The 17,679-nt window shown below is 45.0% G+C and carries 16 protein-coding genes; 14 read left to right on the plus strand and 2 right to left on the minus strand.

Annotation, left to right across the window (positions count from 1 at the left end; translation table 11 throughout):
- The first annotated feature begins 36 nt into the window (after positions 1–36).
- Positions 37–1,266 carry a YHYH protein gene (locus tag Q4561_RS01815; RefSeq protein ID WP_303457104.1) on the plus strand — a complete coding sequence of 410 codons (1,230 nt, stop codon included), beginning with the start codon at positions 37–39 and terminating at the stop codon, positions 1,264–1,266.
- A gap of 233 nt (positions 1,267–1,499) precedes the next feature.
- Here the strand turns inward: Q4561_RS01815 and putA are convergent, their stop codons facing one another.
- Positions 1,500–5,297 carry a bifunctional proline dehydrogenase/L-glutamate gamma-semialdehyde dehydrogenase PutA gene (putA, locus tag Q4561_RS01820; RefSeq protein WP_303457107.1) on the minus strand — a complete coding sequence of 1,266 codons (3,798 nt, stop codon included), beginning with the start codon at positions 5,295–5,297 and terminating at the stop codon, positions 1,500–1,502.
- A gap of 443 nt (positions 5,298–5,740) precedes the next feature.
- Between putA and Q4561_RS01825 the strand changes: the two genes are divergently transcribed.
- The 11 genes from Q4561_RS01825 (at position 5,741) to rpoS (ending at position 15,871) form a co-directional block, all read left to right on the plus strand.
- Complete coding sequence (locus Q4561_RS01825) at positions 5,741–7,363, plus strand: methyl-accepting chemotaxis protein (RefSeq protein WP_303457109.1); 1,623 nt, start codon at positions 5,741–5,743, stop codon at positions 7,361–7,363.
- A 140-nt stretch (positions 7,364–7,503) separates the two neighbouring features.
- Complete coding sequence (locus tag Q4561_RS01830; protein WP_303457111.1) at positions 7,504–9,222, plus strand: TIGR03545 family protein; 1,719 nt, start codon at positions 7,504–7,506, stop codon at positions 9,220–9,222.
- A 107-nt stretch (positions 9,223–9,329) separates the two neighbouring features.
- On the plus strand, positions 9,330–9,620 hold the full coding sequence (ftsB, locus tag Q4561_RS01835; RefSeq protein ID WP_303457113.1) for a cell division protein FtsB: 291 nt from the start codon (positions 9,330–9,332) through the stop codon (positions 9,618–9,620).
- Between the two features lie 5 nt (positions 9,621–9,625).
- Positions 9,626–10,393, plus strand: coding sequence for a 2-C-methyl-D-erythritol 4-phosphate cytidylyltransferase (ispD, locus tag Q4561_RS01840; RefSeq protein WP_303457115.1), 768 nt, complete (start codon positions 9,626–9,628; stop codon positions 10,391–10,393).
- Entirely contained in the window at positions 10,384–10,857 is a 474-nt protein-coding gene (gene ispF / locus Q4561_RS01845; protein ID WP_303457116.1) for a 2-C-methyl-D-erythritol 2,4-cyclodiphosphate synthase, read from the plus strand. The genes ispD and ispF overlap by 10 nt, the downstream gene beginning before the upstream one ends.
- The gene (truD, locus tag Q4561_RS01850; RefSeq protein ID WP_303457118.1) at positions 10,854–11,924 is read left to right on the plus strand and encodes a tRNA pseudouridine(13) synthase TruD; all 1,071 of its coding nucleotides are present in this window, start codon (positions 10,854–10,856) and stop codon (positions 11,922–11,924) included. The genes ispF and truD overlap by 4 nt, the downstream gene beginning before the upstream one ends.
- 10 nt (positions 11,925–11,934) lie before the next feature.
- Positions 11,935–12,678 carry a 5'/3'-nucleotidase SurE gene (gene surE, locus Q4561_RS01855; protein ID WP_303457119.1) on the plus strand — a complete coding sequence of 248 codons (744 nt, stop codon included), beginning with the start codon at positions 11,935–11,937 and terminating at the stop codon, positions 12,676–12,678.
- 42 nt (positions 12,679–12,720) lie between these two features.
- On the plus strand, positions 12,721–13,356 hold the full coding sequence (locus tag Q4561_RS01860) for a protein-L-isoaspartate(D-aspartate) O-methyltransferase (RefSeq protein ID WP_303457121.1): 636 nt from the start codon (positions 12,721–12,723) through the stop codon (positions 13,354–13,356).
- Positions 13,353–13,931 carry a YqaA family protein gene (locus Q4561_RS01865; protein ID WP_303457123.1) on the plus strand — a complete coding sequence of 193 codons (579 nt, stop codon included), beginning with the start codon at positions 13,353–13,355 and terminating at the stop codon, positions 13,929–13,931. The genes Q4561_RS01860 and Q4561_RS01865 overlap by 4 nt, the downstream gene beginning before the upstream one ends.
- Before the next feature lie 10 nt (positions 13,932–13,941).
- Entirely contained in the window at positions 13,942–14,805 is an 864-nt protein-coding gene (locus tag Q4561_RS01870) for a peptidoglycan DD-metalloendopeptidase family protein (RefSeq protein ID WP_303457125.1), read from the plus strand.
- 73 nt (positions 14,806–14,878) lie between these two features.
- Positions 14,879–15,871, plus strand: a complete 993-nt coding sequence (rpoS, locus tag Q4561_RS01875; RefSeq protein WP_303457128.1) for an RNA polymerase sigma factor RpoS — start codon at positions 14,879–14,881, stop codon at positions 15,869–15,871.
- 62 nt (positions 15,872–15,933) lie between these two features.
- Here rpoS and folA read toward each other — a convergent pair whose 3' ends face one another.
- Positions 15,934–16,422: a type 3 dihydrofolate reductase gene (folA, locus tag Q4561_RS01880; RefSeq protein ID WP_303457178.1), complete on the minus strand. Its 489-nt coding sequence runs from the start codon at positions 16,420–16,422 to the stop codon at positions 15,934–15,936.
- A gap of 329 nt (positions 16,423–16,751) precedes the next feature.
- On the opposite strand from folA, the gene Q4561_RS01885 reads away from it, so the two are divergent.
- Positions 16,752–17,117 (plus strand): hypothetical protein, encoded by a 366-nt coding sequence (locus Q4561_RS01885; protein ID WP_303457131.1) that lies wholly within the window; start codon positions 16,752–16,754, stop codon positions 17,115–17,117.
- 15 nt (positions 17,118–17,132) lie between these two features.
- The gene (locus tag Q4561_RS01890) at positions 17,133–17,663 is read left to right on the plus strand and encodes a hypothetical protein (RefSeq protein ID WP_303457132.1); all 531 of its coding nucleotides are present in this window, start codon (positions 17,133–17,135) and stop codon (positions 17,661–17,663) included.
- Positions 17,664–17,679 lie beyond the last annotated feature (16 nt).

Genomic DNA, 17,679 nt, shown 5'->3' on the forward strand with positions numbered 1-17,679 from the left:
TGCGAACTATTTTCATTTTTAAAAGGATACCGATGAATGCATAACTCACTTAAATGTGTGCCCTTTGCTGTCGCTTTTGCGCTAGCAGGTTGTAATGGCGGGCAGCCCGAGCCTAAATCTACAACACAAGCCGCCCCTCAAGCTAAAAAAGAAAATTTCGACTACGCTGACATGTTTAAGAAAGCATCATTAGTAGAGCCAGTGACAACCGTGGACTGCACCCTAGAAGATGGCACCAACAGTACTTGCATGAAAATAACGGTTAAGCATGTACCCGACGAGTTAGACATTGGCCCTTTTTGCCCAAAAACGCTTGATGATGAAGGTGGGGTTTGGGGTTGGACAGGCGAAAATGCGGGCACTTATCGAATAAATGCCTCATTCCTTAAAATGCTAGATGAGTTGGGTTATCACTTCTATGACGACGACGGCACTGTGCATGTGGTTGATACCCTGTTAACGGCCCCTGAAGATGACAACACCTGTATTAATGTGGCCTTAGATGACACCGTAACCATGACCATGCTAATTCCCACCATGCCTAAAAAAGCGGACTCGCCGGCTGATTTAGATACGGTGGCTAAGGTGGGCGTAGCGTTAGATGGTGTACCTATATTCGCAGATGCACCAAGCATTCAAGCCACTGGCCATATGCCAGCACTAGATGTTTGTGGAGGACATGTAGACCCAGGAGGTTATTACCATTGGCACGCTACTGCAAGTGACATTGATACCGCTTACGCCACTGAAGGTGTTACCGCTGAGTGCCATGTACATCAAAATAGTGCCGCCCAATTTGGCTATGCCTTTGATGGCTACCCTATTATGGGAAGTAGAGAATACACTGACCTTGAACCTGAAGATTTAGATGAATGTAATGGTCATGTTGGCCCGCTAGTAGAAGACGGAGAACCTCAATACCACTATCATGCATCGGTTGAATTCCCTAACCTACCTAAGTGCTTAGTGGGCGTTTCAGCAGAAGAGAACTTTTCTACTACTGCGAAAATAGGTATTGGTTCTGCACAACCTGTAGGGCAAGACGGCCCCAATGGCGGGCATCAGCAAGGCGGAGGCCCGAACGGCCAAGGCATGCCGCCAGGCTTTAGCGAAGCGGCTGAAACTTTAGGTACTACCGAGCAAGCACTGATGGAAGCATTACAATCGAACGGCGGAAGAAACGCTGATTTATCAGCCGTTGCTGCTGATTTAGGTGTAAGTGAAGCGGAACTTAAAGCTGCACTTCCTAAACCGCCTCAGCGTTAATAAGCGGTATTAGCTACACGCTTTTAAAATGAAAAAGCCAGTCTCTCGCGAGACTGGCTTCAATTTTTTGTGTTGTCTAATAACTTCTAAACACGTGTTACTAAACGCTCTCTTATAACTATCGCGTAGTAGACACCGTGTTATAAGCGCTTCGCATTAAATTGACCACCAAGCGATTTGAACTTAAGCCTGCCCGCTAAGCGCTTAGCCATGTACTAAAGATAAGCTATAACTTACTCATCATCTTCAACGAGTGTCATTAGCGATGTGTTACCACCAGACGCGGTAGTATCAACACTAATAGCTTTTTCAGTCATAAGGCGCTGTATCAGTTTATCGTTATACTCTGCTGTGATCACAGGCAATATAGCCCCTTCTCTCGACGATAACATTGCGGTAATACGTGCCGTACGCTCAGTACTAGAATCTACAACCACGCCGGCTAAATCTTCATCCATTAACAAGGCATCGAAGTGACCTAATCGCGCTACTTGGAATACGCCTTTTGGCGCACCAGTAGACTCAAACTTGGTCTGAATCTCGATAGCTTCTTCGTAGAAGATTTCAGATACTACCGACACAACGGTGTTACCGGTTGCCAATGCGGTCACAATAGACAACATCCAGTATTCAAAGGATACGTCTTTATCGGCAAAACATACCAGCGTGCCTCTTGGCTCAAGATAAAGCTTGTTCGATTCACCTGTTGGCCCAGGCAATTCTAATGGCTTAGCAAGCTTGCGCTCAACACTAGTAAGCTGCTGACGGGCAGTGGCCAAAGTACGGTTTAAATCGTCGGCTAAATCGTCAACAATATCTACTTTTGCAATTTTAGCTAGTAACTGACGCACCATAGAAATACGGTCGTTCAATGCCATATGACGCCACTGCGATTCTACTGCTTTTGCTTGGTCCATCACTACATGGGCACGTTCTGCAATTTTCTCATCGCCCACTAGCGCATTATCGGTAGCATCTACATCGTCAATTAATGTTGGTTTCGGCGTAGCGCGCTCCATCATTAAGCGAGGCAAGTAGTTTGGACCACCCGCTTTAGGGCCAGTACCAGATAGACCGCGACCACCAAATGGCTGCACGCCAACAATGGCACCAATCATATTGCGGTTAATATAAACATTACCTGCGCGGCTCTTCGCGGCTAGCTCGTACGCACGCTCTTCAATACGAGAGTGAATACCCATAGTAAGGCCGTACCCCGTACCGTTAATTTGCTCGAGCACGTTATCAAGGTCTTTTGATTTAAAGCGTACCAAATGCACCACTGGGCCAAACACTTCTTTTTCAAGCACACTTAAGTCGTCTATTTGAAACAAGGTCGGTGGGAAAAACGTACCGTTTTCAGTGCCAGCTGGTAATTCTCGGCGGTACAACAACTTACCTTTGCCTTCCATAAAGGTGTCGTGATCGGTCAAGCTTTTTAATGCTTTTTCATCAATAACTGGGCCTACATCAGTTTCCAACATAGTTGGGTCGCCAATGGTTAGCTCTTTCATGGCACCGGTTAGCATAGTGATAAGATCATCGGCAATTTCTTCTTGCACGAATAACACTCGAAGTGCGGAACAACGTTGCCCCGCACTTTGGAAACCAGAATGAATAACATCATCAACCACCTGCTCTGGTAGTGCAGTTGAATCCACGATCATGCAGTTTTGGCCGCCAGTTTCAGCAATAAGCGGTACTTGTTCGCCCCCTCGGTTTGCTAATTCTTGTGAAATTAACGTACCGGTTTGGGTAGAACCCGTAAACATCACTGCTTTAATCCGTTCGTCAGAAAGTAAGGTTTCACCCACTTCTTTACCCGGCGCAATAATCAGCTTTAAGGCATCTTCTGGTAAACCTACCGACTGCATAATATCTACTGCACGCTGCGCTATCATGCTGGTTTGTTCAGCAGGCTTGGCAAGTACGGTGTTACCTGTCACTAAGGCTGCCGACACTTGACCTAAGAAGATAGCCAACGGGAAGTTCCACGGGCTGATACAAAGCACCACACCACGAGGAAGCAAGCGTTTATCTTCTGCTAACTCTTGTGCTCGCGCTGCGTAATAACGACAAAAATCTACCGCTTCACGCACTTCATCAATGCTGTCTTGTGCCACTTTACCGGCTTCACGCATACAAATGGCAATAAGCTCTGCCATGTGGCGCTCTAGTGCATCGGCTGAGCGGTTTAGTATTTCAGCACGTTCAGATACGTCACGTTTAGACCATGCATCAAAACCCGAATCGGCATCATCTAGCGCTTTGCGCATATCTTCAGGCTGTGCGTAATAATGGTAACCCACCACATCGTTGTGGTTCATTGGGTTGCGTACGGCAGTTGCGCCCTCTGGCACGCCGTCAGTTACGCTGTAATATTCCTGCCAGCGCTCTAATTCGTGCTGAAGCGCGGTAACTGCGTTTACGTCGGTTAAATCTAACCCACGAGAGTTATCACGCTCAGGGGCGTACAAACCACGTGGGGTTTTAATAAGCTTATTGAAGCGCACTTTAAGGCGCTGAGTTTTTTCAACCGGATCTTCAAGTAATGATTCAACCGGTTTTTCATCATCGACAATGGCGTTTACAAACGATGAATTAGCCCCATTTTCTAATAAACGACGAACTAAGTAGGCTAATAAGTCTTCGTGTTCACCCACAGGGGCATAAACACGGCACTGAATTTTCTCTTCGGTTACCACGGTATCGTAAAGGGTGTCGCCCATGCCGTGTAAACACTGGAATTCGAACCCTTCTTTGTCATCACCTGCTAGTTCAATGATTACCGAGGCAGAATACGCATTATGCGTAGCAAACTGTGGGTACAAGGTATCGCGATATTCTAACAAACGGTTAGCACAGGCATGGTAAGACACATCGGTAGATGACTTACGGGTAAAGACAGGGAACTCTTCTAAGCCCGCTTGCTGGGTAAGTTTAATTTCTGTATCCCAGTAAGCACCTTTAACTAAGCGAACCATGAGTGAACGGCCTACTTCTAAAGAAAGTACACGTAAGTGTTCAATAACGTGAATGGCACGTTTTTGATACGCTTGTACCGCAAGACCAAAGCCCGTCCAACCATTTAGGTCTTCGTCCCGAAATACCGCTTCAATAATATCTAACGATAGCTCTAAACGGTCTGCTTCTTCTGCATCTACCGTTAAGCCGATATCGTATTTTTTCGCCATCATACACAATGCTTTCAAGCGCGGCGGAATGTCCCGCATTGCGCGTTCACGGTGTAAAAATTCAAATCGAGGGTGAATAGCGGAAAGCTTAACGGAAATACCCGGCGAGCGCTTAGGGCCACGGCCATTTGCCGCTTTACCAATAACTTCGATAGCTTTTACATAAGAGTCGTAATAACGATCGGCATCTTCCATGGTGCGGGCACCTTCGCCCAGCATGTCGTAAGAATACACATACCCTTTCTTCTCTTTTTCTTTCGCTCGTTCTACTGCGTCTTTTATGGTTTCACCCATAACAAACTGACGCCCCATCACTCGCATCGCAATATTCATTGCACGGCGAATAACCGGCTCACCTAAGCGGCCGAGGGTTTTCTTCAATAAGCCAAACTGTTCTTGCTTACGTTTATCGGCATAATTCACCATATTTCCGGTGAACAATAAGCCCCATGCAGAGGCATTTACGAACAAAGAGTCTGAATTCCCTAGATGGGGAGTCCACTGGCCTTTTGAAAGTTTGTCACGAATAAGCTCATCTTGTGTTGCACCGTCTGGCACGCGAAGCAAGGCTTCGGCCAAACACATCAACACCACACCTTCAGAGGTAGACAATGAATACTCATTTAATAGTGCATCTACCCCACCATGACCTTCTTGGTCGCGGCGAATCTGCAACACCATTTTACGGGCTCGTTCCCAAGCGCGACTTCGTGCGCGAGGGTTTACCTCGGCAATCGGCAAAATTTGATCCACAGCCACAGACTCACTAATTCGATAGTAGTCTCGAATGCGCTGGCGTAGAGGTGAAGAGGTATGAAGTGTGTCGTTAATGAGCATTGCAACCCTTTATTCGAAAAGCTGTAGAAAATGGTTTCAGTAACGGATATATGAACAACGTTACATAGAAAAAGTGAATTAACAAGTAAAGCCATGCTTTGCTTGAAGCGCCACATTTAACTTACCAAAGTAAGTTAAAAAGTCCGTGTCACGCTTACGTATCTAAGTATTTAAACTTCGATCTTCACGATGAAGATCACGATATCGCTGAAATTGCGCGGATACTAGCATAATTGCTTGTTTCGCCAAGCCTCTGCTGTCAACTTTTTGCACCACTGTGATAGGCAGTCTAAGAACCTCGATGAATAACATTTGAAGCACATCAGGTAAAATACCTAGCACGCTAAAACGTTAAATATATGTTTAAAAAAGCTTCATCCATTACCTGCTAATGAAAATAAGGGTCTACACTTTTAGAGTATAAAAAGTGAAGGCTTACGCTTATGTGGTTACGTAATTTTAGTTTAATTCAACGGCTGTGCATCATTGTGGCGCTTACGGCCCTTTTATTTTTAATACTCACCGGTGTGGTGTTGAACCAACACTATCAAGCACTAAAAGATAAATCCTATAAAGAAAATCAGCACCTCGTAGAGGTCGTGCATACCTTGCTCGCAAATTATGCAGGGTTAGAAGGGGTCGATGAAGCCACGGCAAAGCAGCAAGCTTTCTTTGCGGTAAGTCAGTTGAGGTACGACGAAAATAACTACTTTTGGATTCAAGATGCCACCCCCGCCATGGTCATGCATCCTATTAAGCCATCACTAAATGGGCAAGATTTGCGAAGCTTTAAAGACGGTAACGGTAAAGCCTTCTTTGTTGAAATGGCGAGCATCATAAAGACAAAAGGAAGTGGCTTTGTAGATTATGTGTGGCCACTGCCCGGCGAAGAAACGCCTGTGGATAAGATTTCTTACGTTAAGGAATTTAAGCCATGGGGCTGGACGGTAGGCTCGGGTATCTACTTGTCGACGTTGGAAGCGGAGTACGCACATTTACGTAACCTGCTTATTATATTTTGTATTATTAGTGTTGTATTGGTGGTGGTGCTCGTTTTCTATATAGGCAGCAGTATTGTGAAGCCCGTGCATGAAGTTACCGAGCAAATGAAGGATATTGCGATGGGAGAAGGCGATCTCACTCGCTCACTTCCTGTTTCAGGAAGCGATGAAATTACCCGCTTAGCCCGCTACTTCAATGAATACACCAACAAAATGCGCCATTCTTTTTTAGGTATACGGGAAAATATCAGCGCCCTCACTCAACAAGCTGTACTGGTTGAAACCGTAAGCCAAGAGAGCAATGGGCAAGCCCAAAACCAGAATGCAAACATGCTGCAAGTTGCGGTAGCCATGGAGCAAATGACCACGCAAATACAACAAGTGAGTCAAAATGCGGATACCGCAGAATCTAACACCAGCGGCGCACGGTCCAATGTGAAGCAAGGCACCAACGTAGTAGAAAGTACCGTGAGTGATATTCGCTCCCTAACCTCGAACATTGAAAGTGTGAGCCATGTGGTAACCGAGCTTGCCGAACAAACAAGCAGTATTGGTGCGGTGTTAGACGTTATTCGAGGTATTGCCGACCAAACCAATCTTCTGGCACTAAATGCGGCAATTGAAGCCGCCCGCGCCGGAGAGCAAGGCCGTGGGTTTGCCGTGGTGGCCGATGAAGTGCGAACTTTAGCCAGTCGAACTGGGCAAAGTACCGACGAAATTCAAGCCATGATAGAAAAATTACAAAGCAACGCGAAAGCCGCTGTCGATGCGGTACAAGTCAGTCAAAACACCTCTGCTAGCACCGTGGATAACGCGATTAAAGCTAACGATAGCTTAAAAGAAGCAGACAGACTCATGAATGAAATTGCCGATATGAGCAGTGAAATAGCACGAGCAACAGAACAGCAAGCTGAAGCGGCCAACGAGGCAAATGCTCGTATCAATGATTTATCTGGGGCTGCCGACCAGAGTTTAAAAACAGCCGAAAAGTTAGCCAATGCCAGTCAAGCACTTAAAATTAGCTGTGTCGCTATTCAAGAAATTGCCAGTAAATTTAAACTTTAGTGATCCAACCTAGTCATAAAAAGGAAGGTATTCACAGATTTATACTACTTCCTGCGTATGGAAGTATGCTAAGCGGTGCTTTAGACTGGGTTATCTAGTTGTTAGATAATTGGCGCATCGTCGTTTACAAGGAGTGATATATGAGCAGTGACAGTAAAGGGATCCCCTTTAAGTATTGGGTGTTGGGCTTTTTTGTTCTACTTATTTTGGTTTATGTTTTATTCGCAAATACTATTATTAAAGCCGTACTAGAATCGAAACTAGGTGAATCTTATGGCGCCGAGGTAAACATTGCCGAGTTTGATCATTCCTTATATCCCACCACAGTCACTCTTAAAGGCATTGGCTTAACTAACGCCACTAAACCTACTCACAATCAGGTATTGGTAGGCGAAGCTAATGCAGATGTAGCTCTTATGCCCTTGTTATCCAATCAAGTTGTGGTGAATAACCTCAATTTACTTGATGTACAGTTCGACCAAGTGCGCGAGCACGAAGGTGAAGTCTATCGGGTTCCTGAAAGCTCGTTAACCTACGACGAGCTAAAAGCGAAAGCAAAAGGCGCAGTGCCTTCTGTAGATGAATTACTCGCCCGCAACCCTTTAAAAACAACAGCAGCAGTTGCCGAAGCGAAAGAAGCCTACGCCACCTATTCTCAAGGCCTAAAGCAAGATTATGAAAGCTTGCCTGATAAAGCGCGTATCGAGTATTACAAAACCCAAGTTGCTGAGCTTAAAGAGACTGACTACAAAGACCCTCAAGCGCTCATTCAAGCGAAATCAGCCTTAGATAAGTTGAAGGAAGAAATGAGTGCAGATCGCGCGCTTATTAGCAGCTTTACCGATAAAGCATCGAACGCTAAAGACGCGTTAAGTAGTACGGCGAAAGCCTTAAAAGAAGCCCCAGGTCAGGATTACGATTTACTGAAAGGGGTTATTGCCGGCGATGAGGCTGCACTGTCTCAAGTGACGTATTTCGTATTTGGTGATAAAGCCGCTGAATACACTGAGTACTTAATGTCGGCCATGCAAATTGTGATGCCACTGCTTCAAGGCGGTGAAACCACTGAAGAGCCCGCAGCCGATATGCCTTCTATTTTGGTGAAGCAAGCCAATGTATCTGTGCTTTGGCAAAACGAGTCGATAAGCAGTTCGTGGCAGAACATTACCAACACCCACAGTGTCTTTGGCGACCCCACCACCTTCACTATTGAAGCGGCTGGTGACATGCTTAAGCAATTTACCTCAAGCGGTGAATTCTGGATTGATGAAAGTGGCGTAGATGCTAGCCAAGTTTGGGAGCTAGCGGGCGTGAACATGTCAAACATTCCAGTGAGCGGTAACGAGACCCTTAATGCTGTGATGAAAACGGCGTTAATGGCCACCACAGGTTCAATGGAAGTAGTAGATAACCAGCTTAGCGGTAACGGTAAAGTTAACTTGCAAGAGTTAGTAATGGAAGCCACAGGCACCAGTGATGTGACTAGCGCTATTGCTTCTGCCCTGCAATCACTTAGCAGCTTATCGATGACCATGTTACTTGATGGTACGGTGTCAGACCCTGGGTTTAATATTAAATCAGATTTAGATAACAAACTGGCGCAAGCGGCGTTATCTCAGTTAACCGATTCTCAGCAAGGCAAACTAGATGAGCTTAATAATAAGTTAAACGCCATGGTTGCCAGTGAACAAGATATGCTTTCTGGAGAGTTGGTAGATATCAATTCCATGTTAAGTGCGGCGCAAGGCGACAGCAGTGCCCTGCAAGAACTACTTCAAAGCCAGTTAAGCAGTGTAATTGATGAACAAAAGAATAAGTTGTTCGACAAACTGAAAGGGAAATTAGGACAAGGTGAATAAAGCACCTTTGATTCCTTAGCCCTTCGCGGCATAATAGGTATTAACGTAAAGGGCAGTTTACTGCCCTTTTTAAATTTTTCCTCCGCTTACCGGTTTCAGGTGGTTCTGTGTGGCAAGATAAATGGCTTCCAATTGTACTCATCACCCTTCTTGGGTTGTTGCAGTATCGTCTTTGGTTTGGGAAAAATAGTATTCCTGATTACCTTAGCCGAGAGCAGGAAGTAAAAGTTCAAGCGCAGCAAAACGCGAACCTCGCGCAGCGCAATGCTCTGTTAAATGCGGATATCACCGACCTTAAAGTGGGTTTAGAAGCCATTGAAGAGCGTGCTCGCAACGAACTGGGGCTGATAAAGCACGGGGAAACTTTTTACCGGATTTTACCGCCAGAAACTAAGTGAGTAACATGACATCCTCCCCTGTGGTTGCGGTTATTCCCGCAGCTGGAATTGGCAGCCGAATGCAGGCTGACCGCCCCAAGCAGTATTTAACCCTTCAAGGGAAAACCATTCTTGAACACACCGTTGAATTACTACTTAACCATCACGCCATTGATTACCTTGTTATAGCTATTAGCCCTCACGATAACTACTTCCCTTCTCTTTCTATTGTAAATAATCCGAAGGTGAAAGTGGTGGAAGGCGGCAATGAACGGGCTGATTCTGTGCTAAATGCCGTAAACACACTGCCAGAAAATACGTGGGCGTTAGTGCATGACGCCGCGCGACCTTGCGTAAGTACTCACGACATTACTAATTTGTTGGCCGTGATGGAAAACAATCAGGTAGCCGGTGGCATATTGGCTTCTCGGGTACGAGATACCATGAAGCGTGGCGTACAACAGAAGACGGAAGACACTGGTTTATCTGCCGTTTCAGCTACCCTCCTTACCGCCAGTATTCCCACTGTTCTTCATACTGAAAGCAGAGAAAATTTATGGCATGCCCTCACGCCGCAGTTATTTCCTACGGCTTTGCTTAAAAACGCGCTAAACAGCGCCTTAGCCGCAGGCGCTATTATTACTGATGAAGCGTCGGCCATAGAATACAGTGGGCATAAGGTTGCGCTTATTGATAGCGATCCTGCAAATATCAAAATAACCCATCCAGGGGATTTACCTTTGGCAGATTTTTACCTACATCAACGACAGAAGGCGCAAGCAGCATGCGAATAGGACACGGTTTCGACGTTCATAAATTTGGTGGCGATGGCCCCATTGTTATTGGTGGTGTAAGTATTGATTATGACCAAGGCCTTATCGCCCATTCAGATGGCGACGTGTTGCTACATGCACTATGCGATGCTTTACTAGGAGCCGCAGCGCTAGGAGATATTGGTAAGCACTTTCCTGATACCGATGACGCTTACTCAGGAGCCGATAGTCGCGTTTTACTGAGACACGTGATGCAGGTGGTAAATAAAAAAGGCTATACCTTAGGTAATGCCGACATGACAATAGTGGCCCAAGCTCCCAAAATGGCAACGCATATTCAAGCCATGCGCGAAATCATAGCCCAAGACTGTCACTGTGAACTTGATGCCATTAATGTAAAGGCAACAACCACAGAAAAGCTTGGCTACACAGGCAGAAAAGAAGGCATAGCCGCTCACGCGGTGGTGCTATTGGAAAAAATATGAAACCTTTAGATACACAGCATTGGAATTATTATTACAGCAAGCCCGTTTCAACTGGCTTATTTAAGTTCCAACCTGACGACTTTCAGGTTGTTGAAGACTTAGGTTATGAACCTTGTGGTGAAGGCGAGCATCAATTTATATTTGTAGAGAAAATTAATACCAATACCGCCTTTGTTGCCGAGCAACTTGCTCGCTATACCAAATTACCCCTTCGCCAAGTAACTTATGCTGGCCGTAAAGACAAGTATGCCCTTACTCGTCAGTGGTTTGGCTTACACGCACCTGGGCAAGCCGACTTTGATTTTAGCGATTTTGACCTAGAAGGTGTTCGAGTTATAAAGCAAACCCGACACAATAGAAAACTTCGTACCGGTCAGCTAAAGGGGAATGCTTTCACCATTACGCTTCGCCAGGTTGTGCATCCTGAAGCCATTGAAGAGCGCCTTCAGGAAATCGCCAAACATGGTGTGCCTAATTATTATGGCGAACAGCGGTTTGGCGTAATGCGCGTGAACGAACAAGGTGAAGTGCAACGTGGCGGTAACCTTGCTATGGCCGAGCGAATGATAAATGGTGAAACTATTCGTCACAGAAACAAACGCTCAATGGCGCTGTCTGCGCTACGTAGTTGGTTATTTAACGAGGTTATCTCTACTCGCTTAGAACACGAGACTTTTGATACGGTACTTGCTGGTGACGCTTTGGTATTAACTGGTTCAAACAGCTTTTTTATTGATGATGACAAACAGCAAGATAGCCAACAACGCTATAAAGACAAAGACGTTTGCCCTTCTGCACCGCTGTGGGGGAAAGGAAACTTGATCACCACATCAGAGGCAAACGCTACAGAAGATAAAGTCGCGTCGGGTCATCCTGAAGTGATCGACTTTTTAAGTCAGTGTGGATTCGAGCAAGAACGCCGAGCAATAAAAATATGGCCATCGCAACTTGAATGGCAAAGTAAGGGTGATACATTAACCCTGTCTTTTTCATTGCCTAGCGGTTGTTTTGCTACATCCGTGCTTAGGGAATGCGTTGAAACCGTTTCTCCCATTCACAGTATTTAGTTGAGAGTGTATGAAGATACTAATGAGTAACGATGATGGTGTGTTTGCAAAAGGCTTAGCTGTTTTGCATGAAACCATTGCTAGCGAGCACGATATTACTGTTATCGCCCCCGATCGTAACTGTAGTGGCGCAAGTAACGCCCTTTCGTTACATCAACCTCTTCGCGTCCAACGTATGGACAGCGGGTTTTATTCAGTTAATGGCACCCCCTCAGACTGTGTGCACTTAGGTATTAGCCGAATTTTAAAAGATGATCCCGAGTTAGTGGTATCTGGCATTAATCATGGTGCTAACTTAGGTGACGATGTGGTGTATTCCGGTACCGTTGCCGCTGCAACGGAAGGCAGATACATGGGTTTACCCGCTATTGCCGTGTCGCTTGCTGGTAAAAAAGGTGAGAACTTTGAAACGGCGGCACGGGTGGTGCTAGATATAATCCGCAAACTTGAAACGCATCCACTGCCTGCAAATCAAATTTTAAACGTAAATGTTCCCGATATACCTTATGATGAGCTTAAAGGCATTGAAGTTACCAGACAGGGACGCCGCCATCGTGCTGAACCTATGTTTGAAGATAAAGACCCGTTTGGGCAAACCATTTATTGGTATGGCCCTGCTGGTTCAGAACAAGATGCCGGGCCAGGTACAGACTTTCACGCAGTGGCTAACGGGTATTGCTCCGTTACCCCATTAAGCGTAGATATGACTGCCTACCAAAGTTTAGATAATATGAAAGAATGGTTAGCCAAATAACCCCATAGTGCGCGGTCGATAAAAAGGATAAGAAGCAACACCATGAGAGCCTCCAGAAAAGGGGATGCGCTAGCACAGCTGCTTTATGACGAAGGAATACGTTCGCAGCCCGTGCTCAATGCTATTGCAGGTACACCCCGGGAAACATTCTTACCTGATGCGCTTAAACATAAAGCCTATCAGAATACTGCGTTGCCTATTGGGCAAGGACAGACTATTTCGCAACCTTACATAGTAGCGAAAATGACTGAACTCCTGCTAGATAGCCCTAATAAGCCGGAAAAAGTGCTTGAAATAGGTACTGGCTCTGGCTATCAGACCGCCATTCTCGCACAGCTTTTTTCAACGGTTTTCAGCGTAGAACGGATTAAATCACTACAGTTTCATGCTAAAAGACGGATGAACCAACTCGATTTACACAATATTGCCATGAAACATGGTGATGGGTGGAAGGGGTGGACATCTAAAGGTCCTTACGATGCCATTATTGTGACGGCTGCGGCCAGTAGTTTGCCGCAAGATTTATGTGATCAATTAAAAGAAGGAGGCCGCCTGATCATTCCTGTTGGAAATGAACAGCAGTCTCTATTGTGTATCGACAGGATAGAGGGCGAATTAAAAACCACCACCATAGAAGCGGTGCGTTTTGTTCCCTTAGTAGCAGGAGAGCTATTGTGAAATTGTTCGAGCCAATGTACGACATGGCAATTCGATGGGCTAGGCATCGCCATGCAGTGAAATACTTGGGGGGCTTGAGTTTCGCTGAGTCGGTATTTTTCCCTATTCCGCCAGATGTCATGCTAGCCCCTATGGCATTGTCTCAACCAGACAAAGCATGGCGCTTTGCCCTTATCACTACACTTGCGTCTATTTTAGGCGGCATTGCAGGTTACTGGCTGGGTTATTTTGCATTTGATGCATGGTTATCGCCTATCATCGAAAGTTGGGGTTATACCCACAAGATAGAAACTGCTACGCAGTGGTTTGCTGACTACGGCGTATGGGTGGTGTTTGTCGCGGGGTTCTCACCTATACCCTATAAAGTCTTCACTACCAGTGCTGGCTTTCTGCAAATGGCGTTTTTCCCCTTTCTTATTGCCTCGGCTGTGGGCCGTGGCGCCCGGTTCTTCTTAGTCGCAGGGCTAATGCGCTGGGGCGGCGCGCCTATGGAAGCCAAACTACGTCAGTACGTTGAAGTACTTGGCTGGGCAGTTGTACTAATGGCTGTTGCCGCTTATTTAATCTTGCGATGATAGTGGCTCGATGTCATACCGCTTATTTCTGACTGCTGTTGTGTTACTGCTGCTACAAAGTTGCAGTGGCCGTAGTGCTCCAGCACCTGTCGTTTTATTAAATAGTCAAGCCGTGCAAGAATCTGGTGGATTCATATCAGATACTTATAAAGTACAGCCAGGAGACACCCTTTTTGGTATAGCTTGGTATACCGGAAATGACTATCGAGACATCGCTAAATATAACAGTTTATCAGAACCTTACCGCATCTATCCTGGTCAAGAGTTACGCATATCTCCTCCCCCTACAATTGTAAAGATCCCATCAAGGTCCGAACCGCAGACCATTCAGTCAGCAGATCCGACCACGACCTCAATAGACAAAAGTTTGATTGACCCCCCTATACCACAGGGGTATGGTGAAGGTGAAAAAGTTGTTAAGCGACAAAACGTTACGAGCGTCAACAAGTCGTCAGAAAGCGTCAAAATTACGGCGCAAAACAGTTTTCCTGAGAAGGTAAAACGATGGGTTTGGCCAGCAACAGGTAAAGTTGTTGAAACGTTCAGTAAATCGGAGTCAGGCAACAAAGGAATTGATATCGCTGCGGCAAAAGGTACATCGATACACGCGGCAGCAGATGGAAAAGTTGTTTATTCAGGAAGCGCCTTAAGAGGCTACGGTAATTTGGTTATCATCAAACATACCGACACCTTTTTAAGTGCCTACGCATACAACGACACCATTATCGTCAAAGAACGAGACTGGGTGTCAGCGGGGCAGAAAATTGCAACCATGGGTGACAGCGGAACAAATTCGGTAAAACTTCACTTTGAAGTTAGATATCGTGGAAAATCTTTAGATCCACTGCGTTATCTGCCAGCTACACGACCATAATAATAATAAATAACAATAAGAAACGAATAAAGGAGAAACGTCGAAAGGTAAACCTTGAAGCAGGAGATTCATTGTGGGTCATATAAATAAAAACCTCGAATCAAATACGAAAGATGACTTAAACGTCATTGAAATGCCAGCCGATCTGAAAGCAGATAAAACTTTATCTGATGACACTGACACCAATTCAGAAGAATTAGTGTTAAGCCAAGACGACCAACCAAAAAATCTAGACGCCACACAGCTTTATCTAGGTGAAATAGGTTTCTCGCCTCTGCTAAGTGCAGAAGAAGAAGTATTTTTTGCTAGAAAAGCTCTACGCGGATGTGAAGCCTCACGCAAGCGCATGATTGTTAGTAATTTACGCCTAGTAGTAAAAATAGCGCGTCGATATAACAACCGCGGACTTGCTCTATTAGATCTTATCGAAGAAGGGAATCTAGGACTTATACGTGCGGTTGAAAAGTTCGATCCCGAACGCGGGTTTCGTTTTTCAACGTATGCAACGTGGTGGATAAGACAGACTATTGAACGCGCTATTATGAACCAAACGCGTACTATTCGTTTGCCTATCCATGTCGTTAAAGAACTTAATGTGTATTTACGTGCAGCTCGTGAGTTATCCCAAAAGCTCGATCACGAACCAACTGCAGAAGAAATTGCCCTTGCCTTAGACAAACCTGTCGAAGACGTTACCAAAATGCTGCGACTTAATGAACGTATTACGTCAGTAGATACTCCAATTGGTGGCGAAAACGATAAAGCGTTGTTAGATATCTTGGCCGATGAAAAAGAATTCGGTCCTGAAGAGAACTTGCAAGACTCAGACATCAAATCAAATATTGTTGGCTGGCTGGAAGAACTTAATCCTAAACAACGTGAAGTATTGGCAAGACGATTTGGATTAATGGGTTACGAGCCCTCAACGCTTGAAGATGTAGGTGCCGAAATTGGTCTTACTCGTGAACGAGTTCGCCAAATTCAAGTAGAAGCACTACGCAGATTGCGAGACATTCTAGGCCATCAAGGTCTGTCGCTAGAAAACTTATTTAATCAAATGAATTGATAGCGCGTTACCACCATTACATGCCGAGGCGTAGTTTACCCTCGGCATTTTTATATGTAGCACTACCCTCTTATTAAACTAACAAAAGTATAATTGTGTGGGTTTTTCTCATCAGCACTATGCGCTTCACGGCTTATTTCTTTCCAATTACCCTGAGCTTCATAATCAGGAAATTGCGTATCGCCTTCTACCGCTAAATCGATATACGTTAAGTGTAAAGTATCAGCTTTGTCTAAAAAAGCCTGATAAATAGTGCCGCCCCCAATGATCATGACTTCATCTGTCTGGTTGTCTAACGCTGAAGCATACTTAATGGCTGACTCAGGTGATGCGACAACATTAGCATCTGGCAAGCTATAATCGCTATTGGTGGTGATAACAATATTAGGTCTACCCGGTAAAGCACGTCCAATAGACTCATAGGTTTTACGCCCCATAATAACTGGCTTACCCATAGTGACTTTCTTGAAATGCTTTAAATCTGCTGGCAAATGCCAGGGCATGTCGTTATCTGCACCGATAATACGTTTATTAGCCATTGCGGCAATCATGGCAATTTTCATAGTATTTCGAACTCATCATGTTGTTATTTCTCTATGATAACTGATTAGCGCTATGACGATAACTCTTGCGTTAACAACAGTCCATTTTCCCACCTTTCTTTCCGAACTATCCTTTTCATAACGCCATGCCTTTTGTGTTTACTTATCTTGTATCTATTAGCCTAGCTAGGTGGGCTATGTATTAACCGTAAAAGTTTTTGTCCACTGTTAGTAGCTTCCCATGTGATAGACCTTAGATTACACACATGCAAATAATAACAATTATCATTTGCGATCGTGTTTTATATCGACTAGGGTGTATCTAGGAGGGCAAGCAAATGCAAATAACTTACCTGTGTGCAAAACACGAAGATTGGATTTACAGTAACCCGAAGCAGGCGCTTCATTTTATGGCCAGAGACGAGTTGCAAGGCACGCTTTTACTGCATTGCGGCCAATACACAGAAGCTATTCCTTACTTAGGCTGCGCTTTTGATATTGCGGTTATTCTTTTAGAAGTTGATGGTGGCGAAAATGAAGCGATAAAAAGCAAAGTTAAAAGTTTAGCCGGATTACTTGAAGAAACCTATTACCACCTGAAACTGCCAGAGTATCGAAACGCCATTTTAGATAGAGCAAATTCCGTCTTACAAGCCACAGAATCAGCAATGTTGTCAGCTTTTTTGCTTAACTCTGTGTATTAATAAGTTGAAAATACTATGCATACTTATCTTGCAGCAAATCATAAACGCAACGTTAAGCAGCGCGAAACTACTGACTTTAAGGCATTGTTAGGCCAGTGGGAACGGCGAGTTCTTAGTGCCAATAAGGCGTTTTCAAATGGTCAATGGCTCTCGACACTAGCGTTGTATAACCAAGCCATAGCGCTCGCCAACCAGTTAATAGCGATATCACCCTACCGCAAAGAAGCCATGTTTTCGTTACTGGTGAGTTTTCATAACCTTTCCGACACCTACTTGCAGTACGCCAGCGAGGCGCCCCCTGAAGAAAGAACGGCTATTTACCATATGGCACTTGCTACCTTATCTGAAGTACAAACACGCATTGATACCCAAGCAATGCTATTACCTGACAACACTGAAGTACTGCGCGCTAGGCGAATTGCGCATCAACAACGATGGTTACTTTTAAAACAGCATCCCGAGTTGGAGAATGCGCTAAGTAATACCCCTTCTATCGACAATTCATTCACTGTTTTTGCTGCTACCGCAGGCAAAGTTAGTCATTAGCTAATTCTATTTTCCA

The sequence above is a fragment of the Alteromonas sp. 1_MG-2023 genome, assembly GCF_030547075.1.
In the GTDB taxonomy this organism is placed as follows: Bacteria; Pseudomonadota; Gammaproteobacteria; order Enterobacterales; family Alteromonadaceae; genus Alteromonas.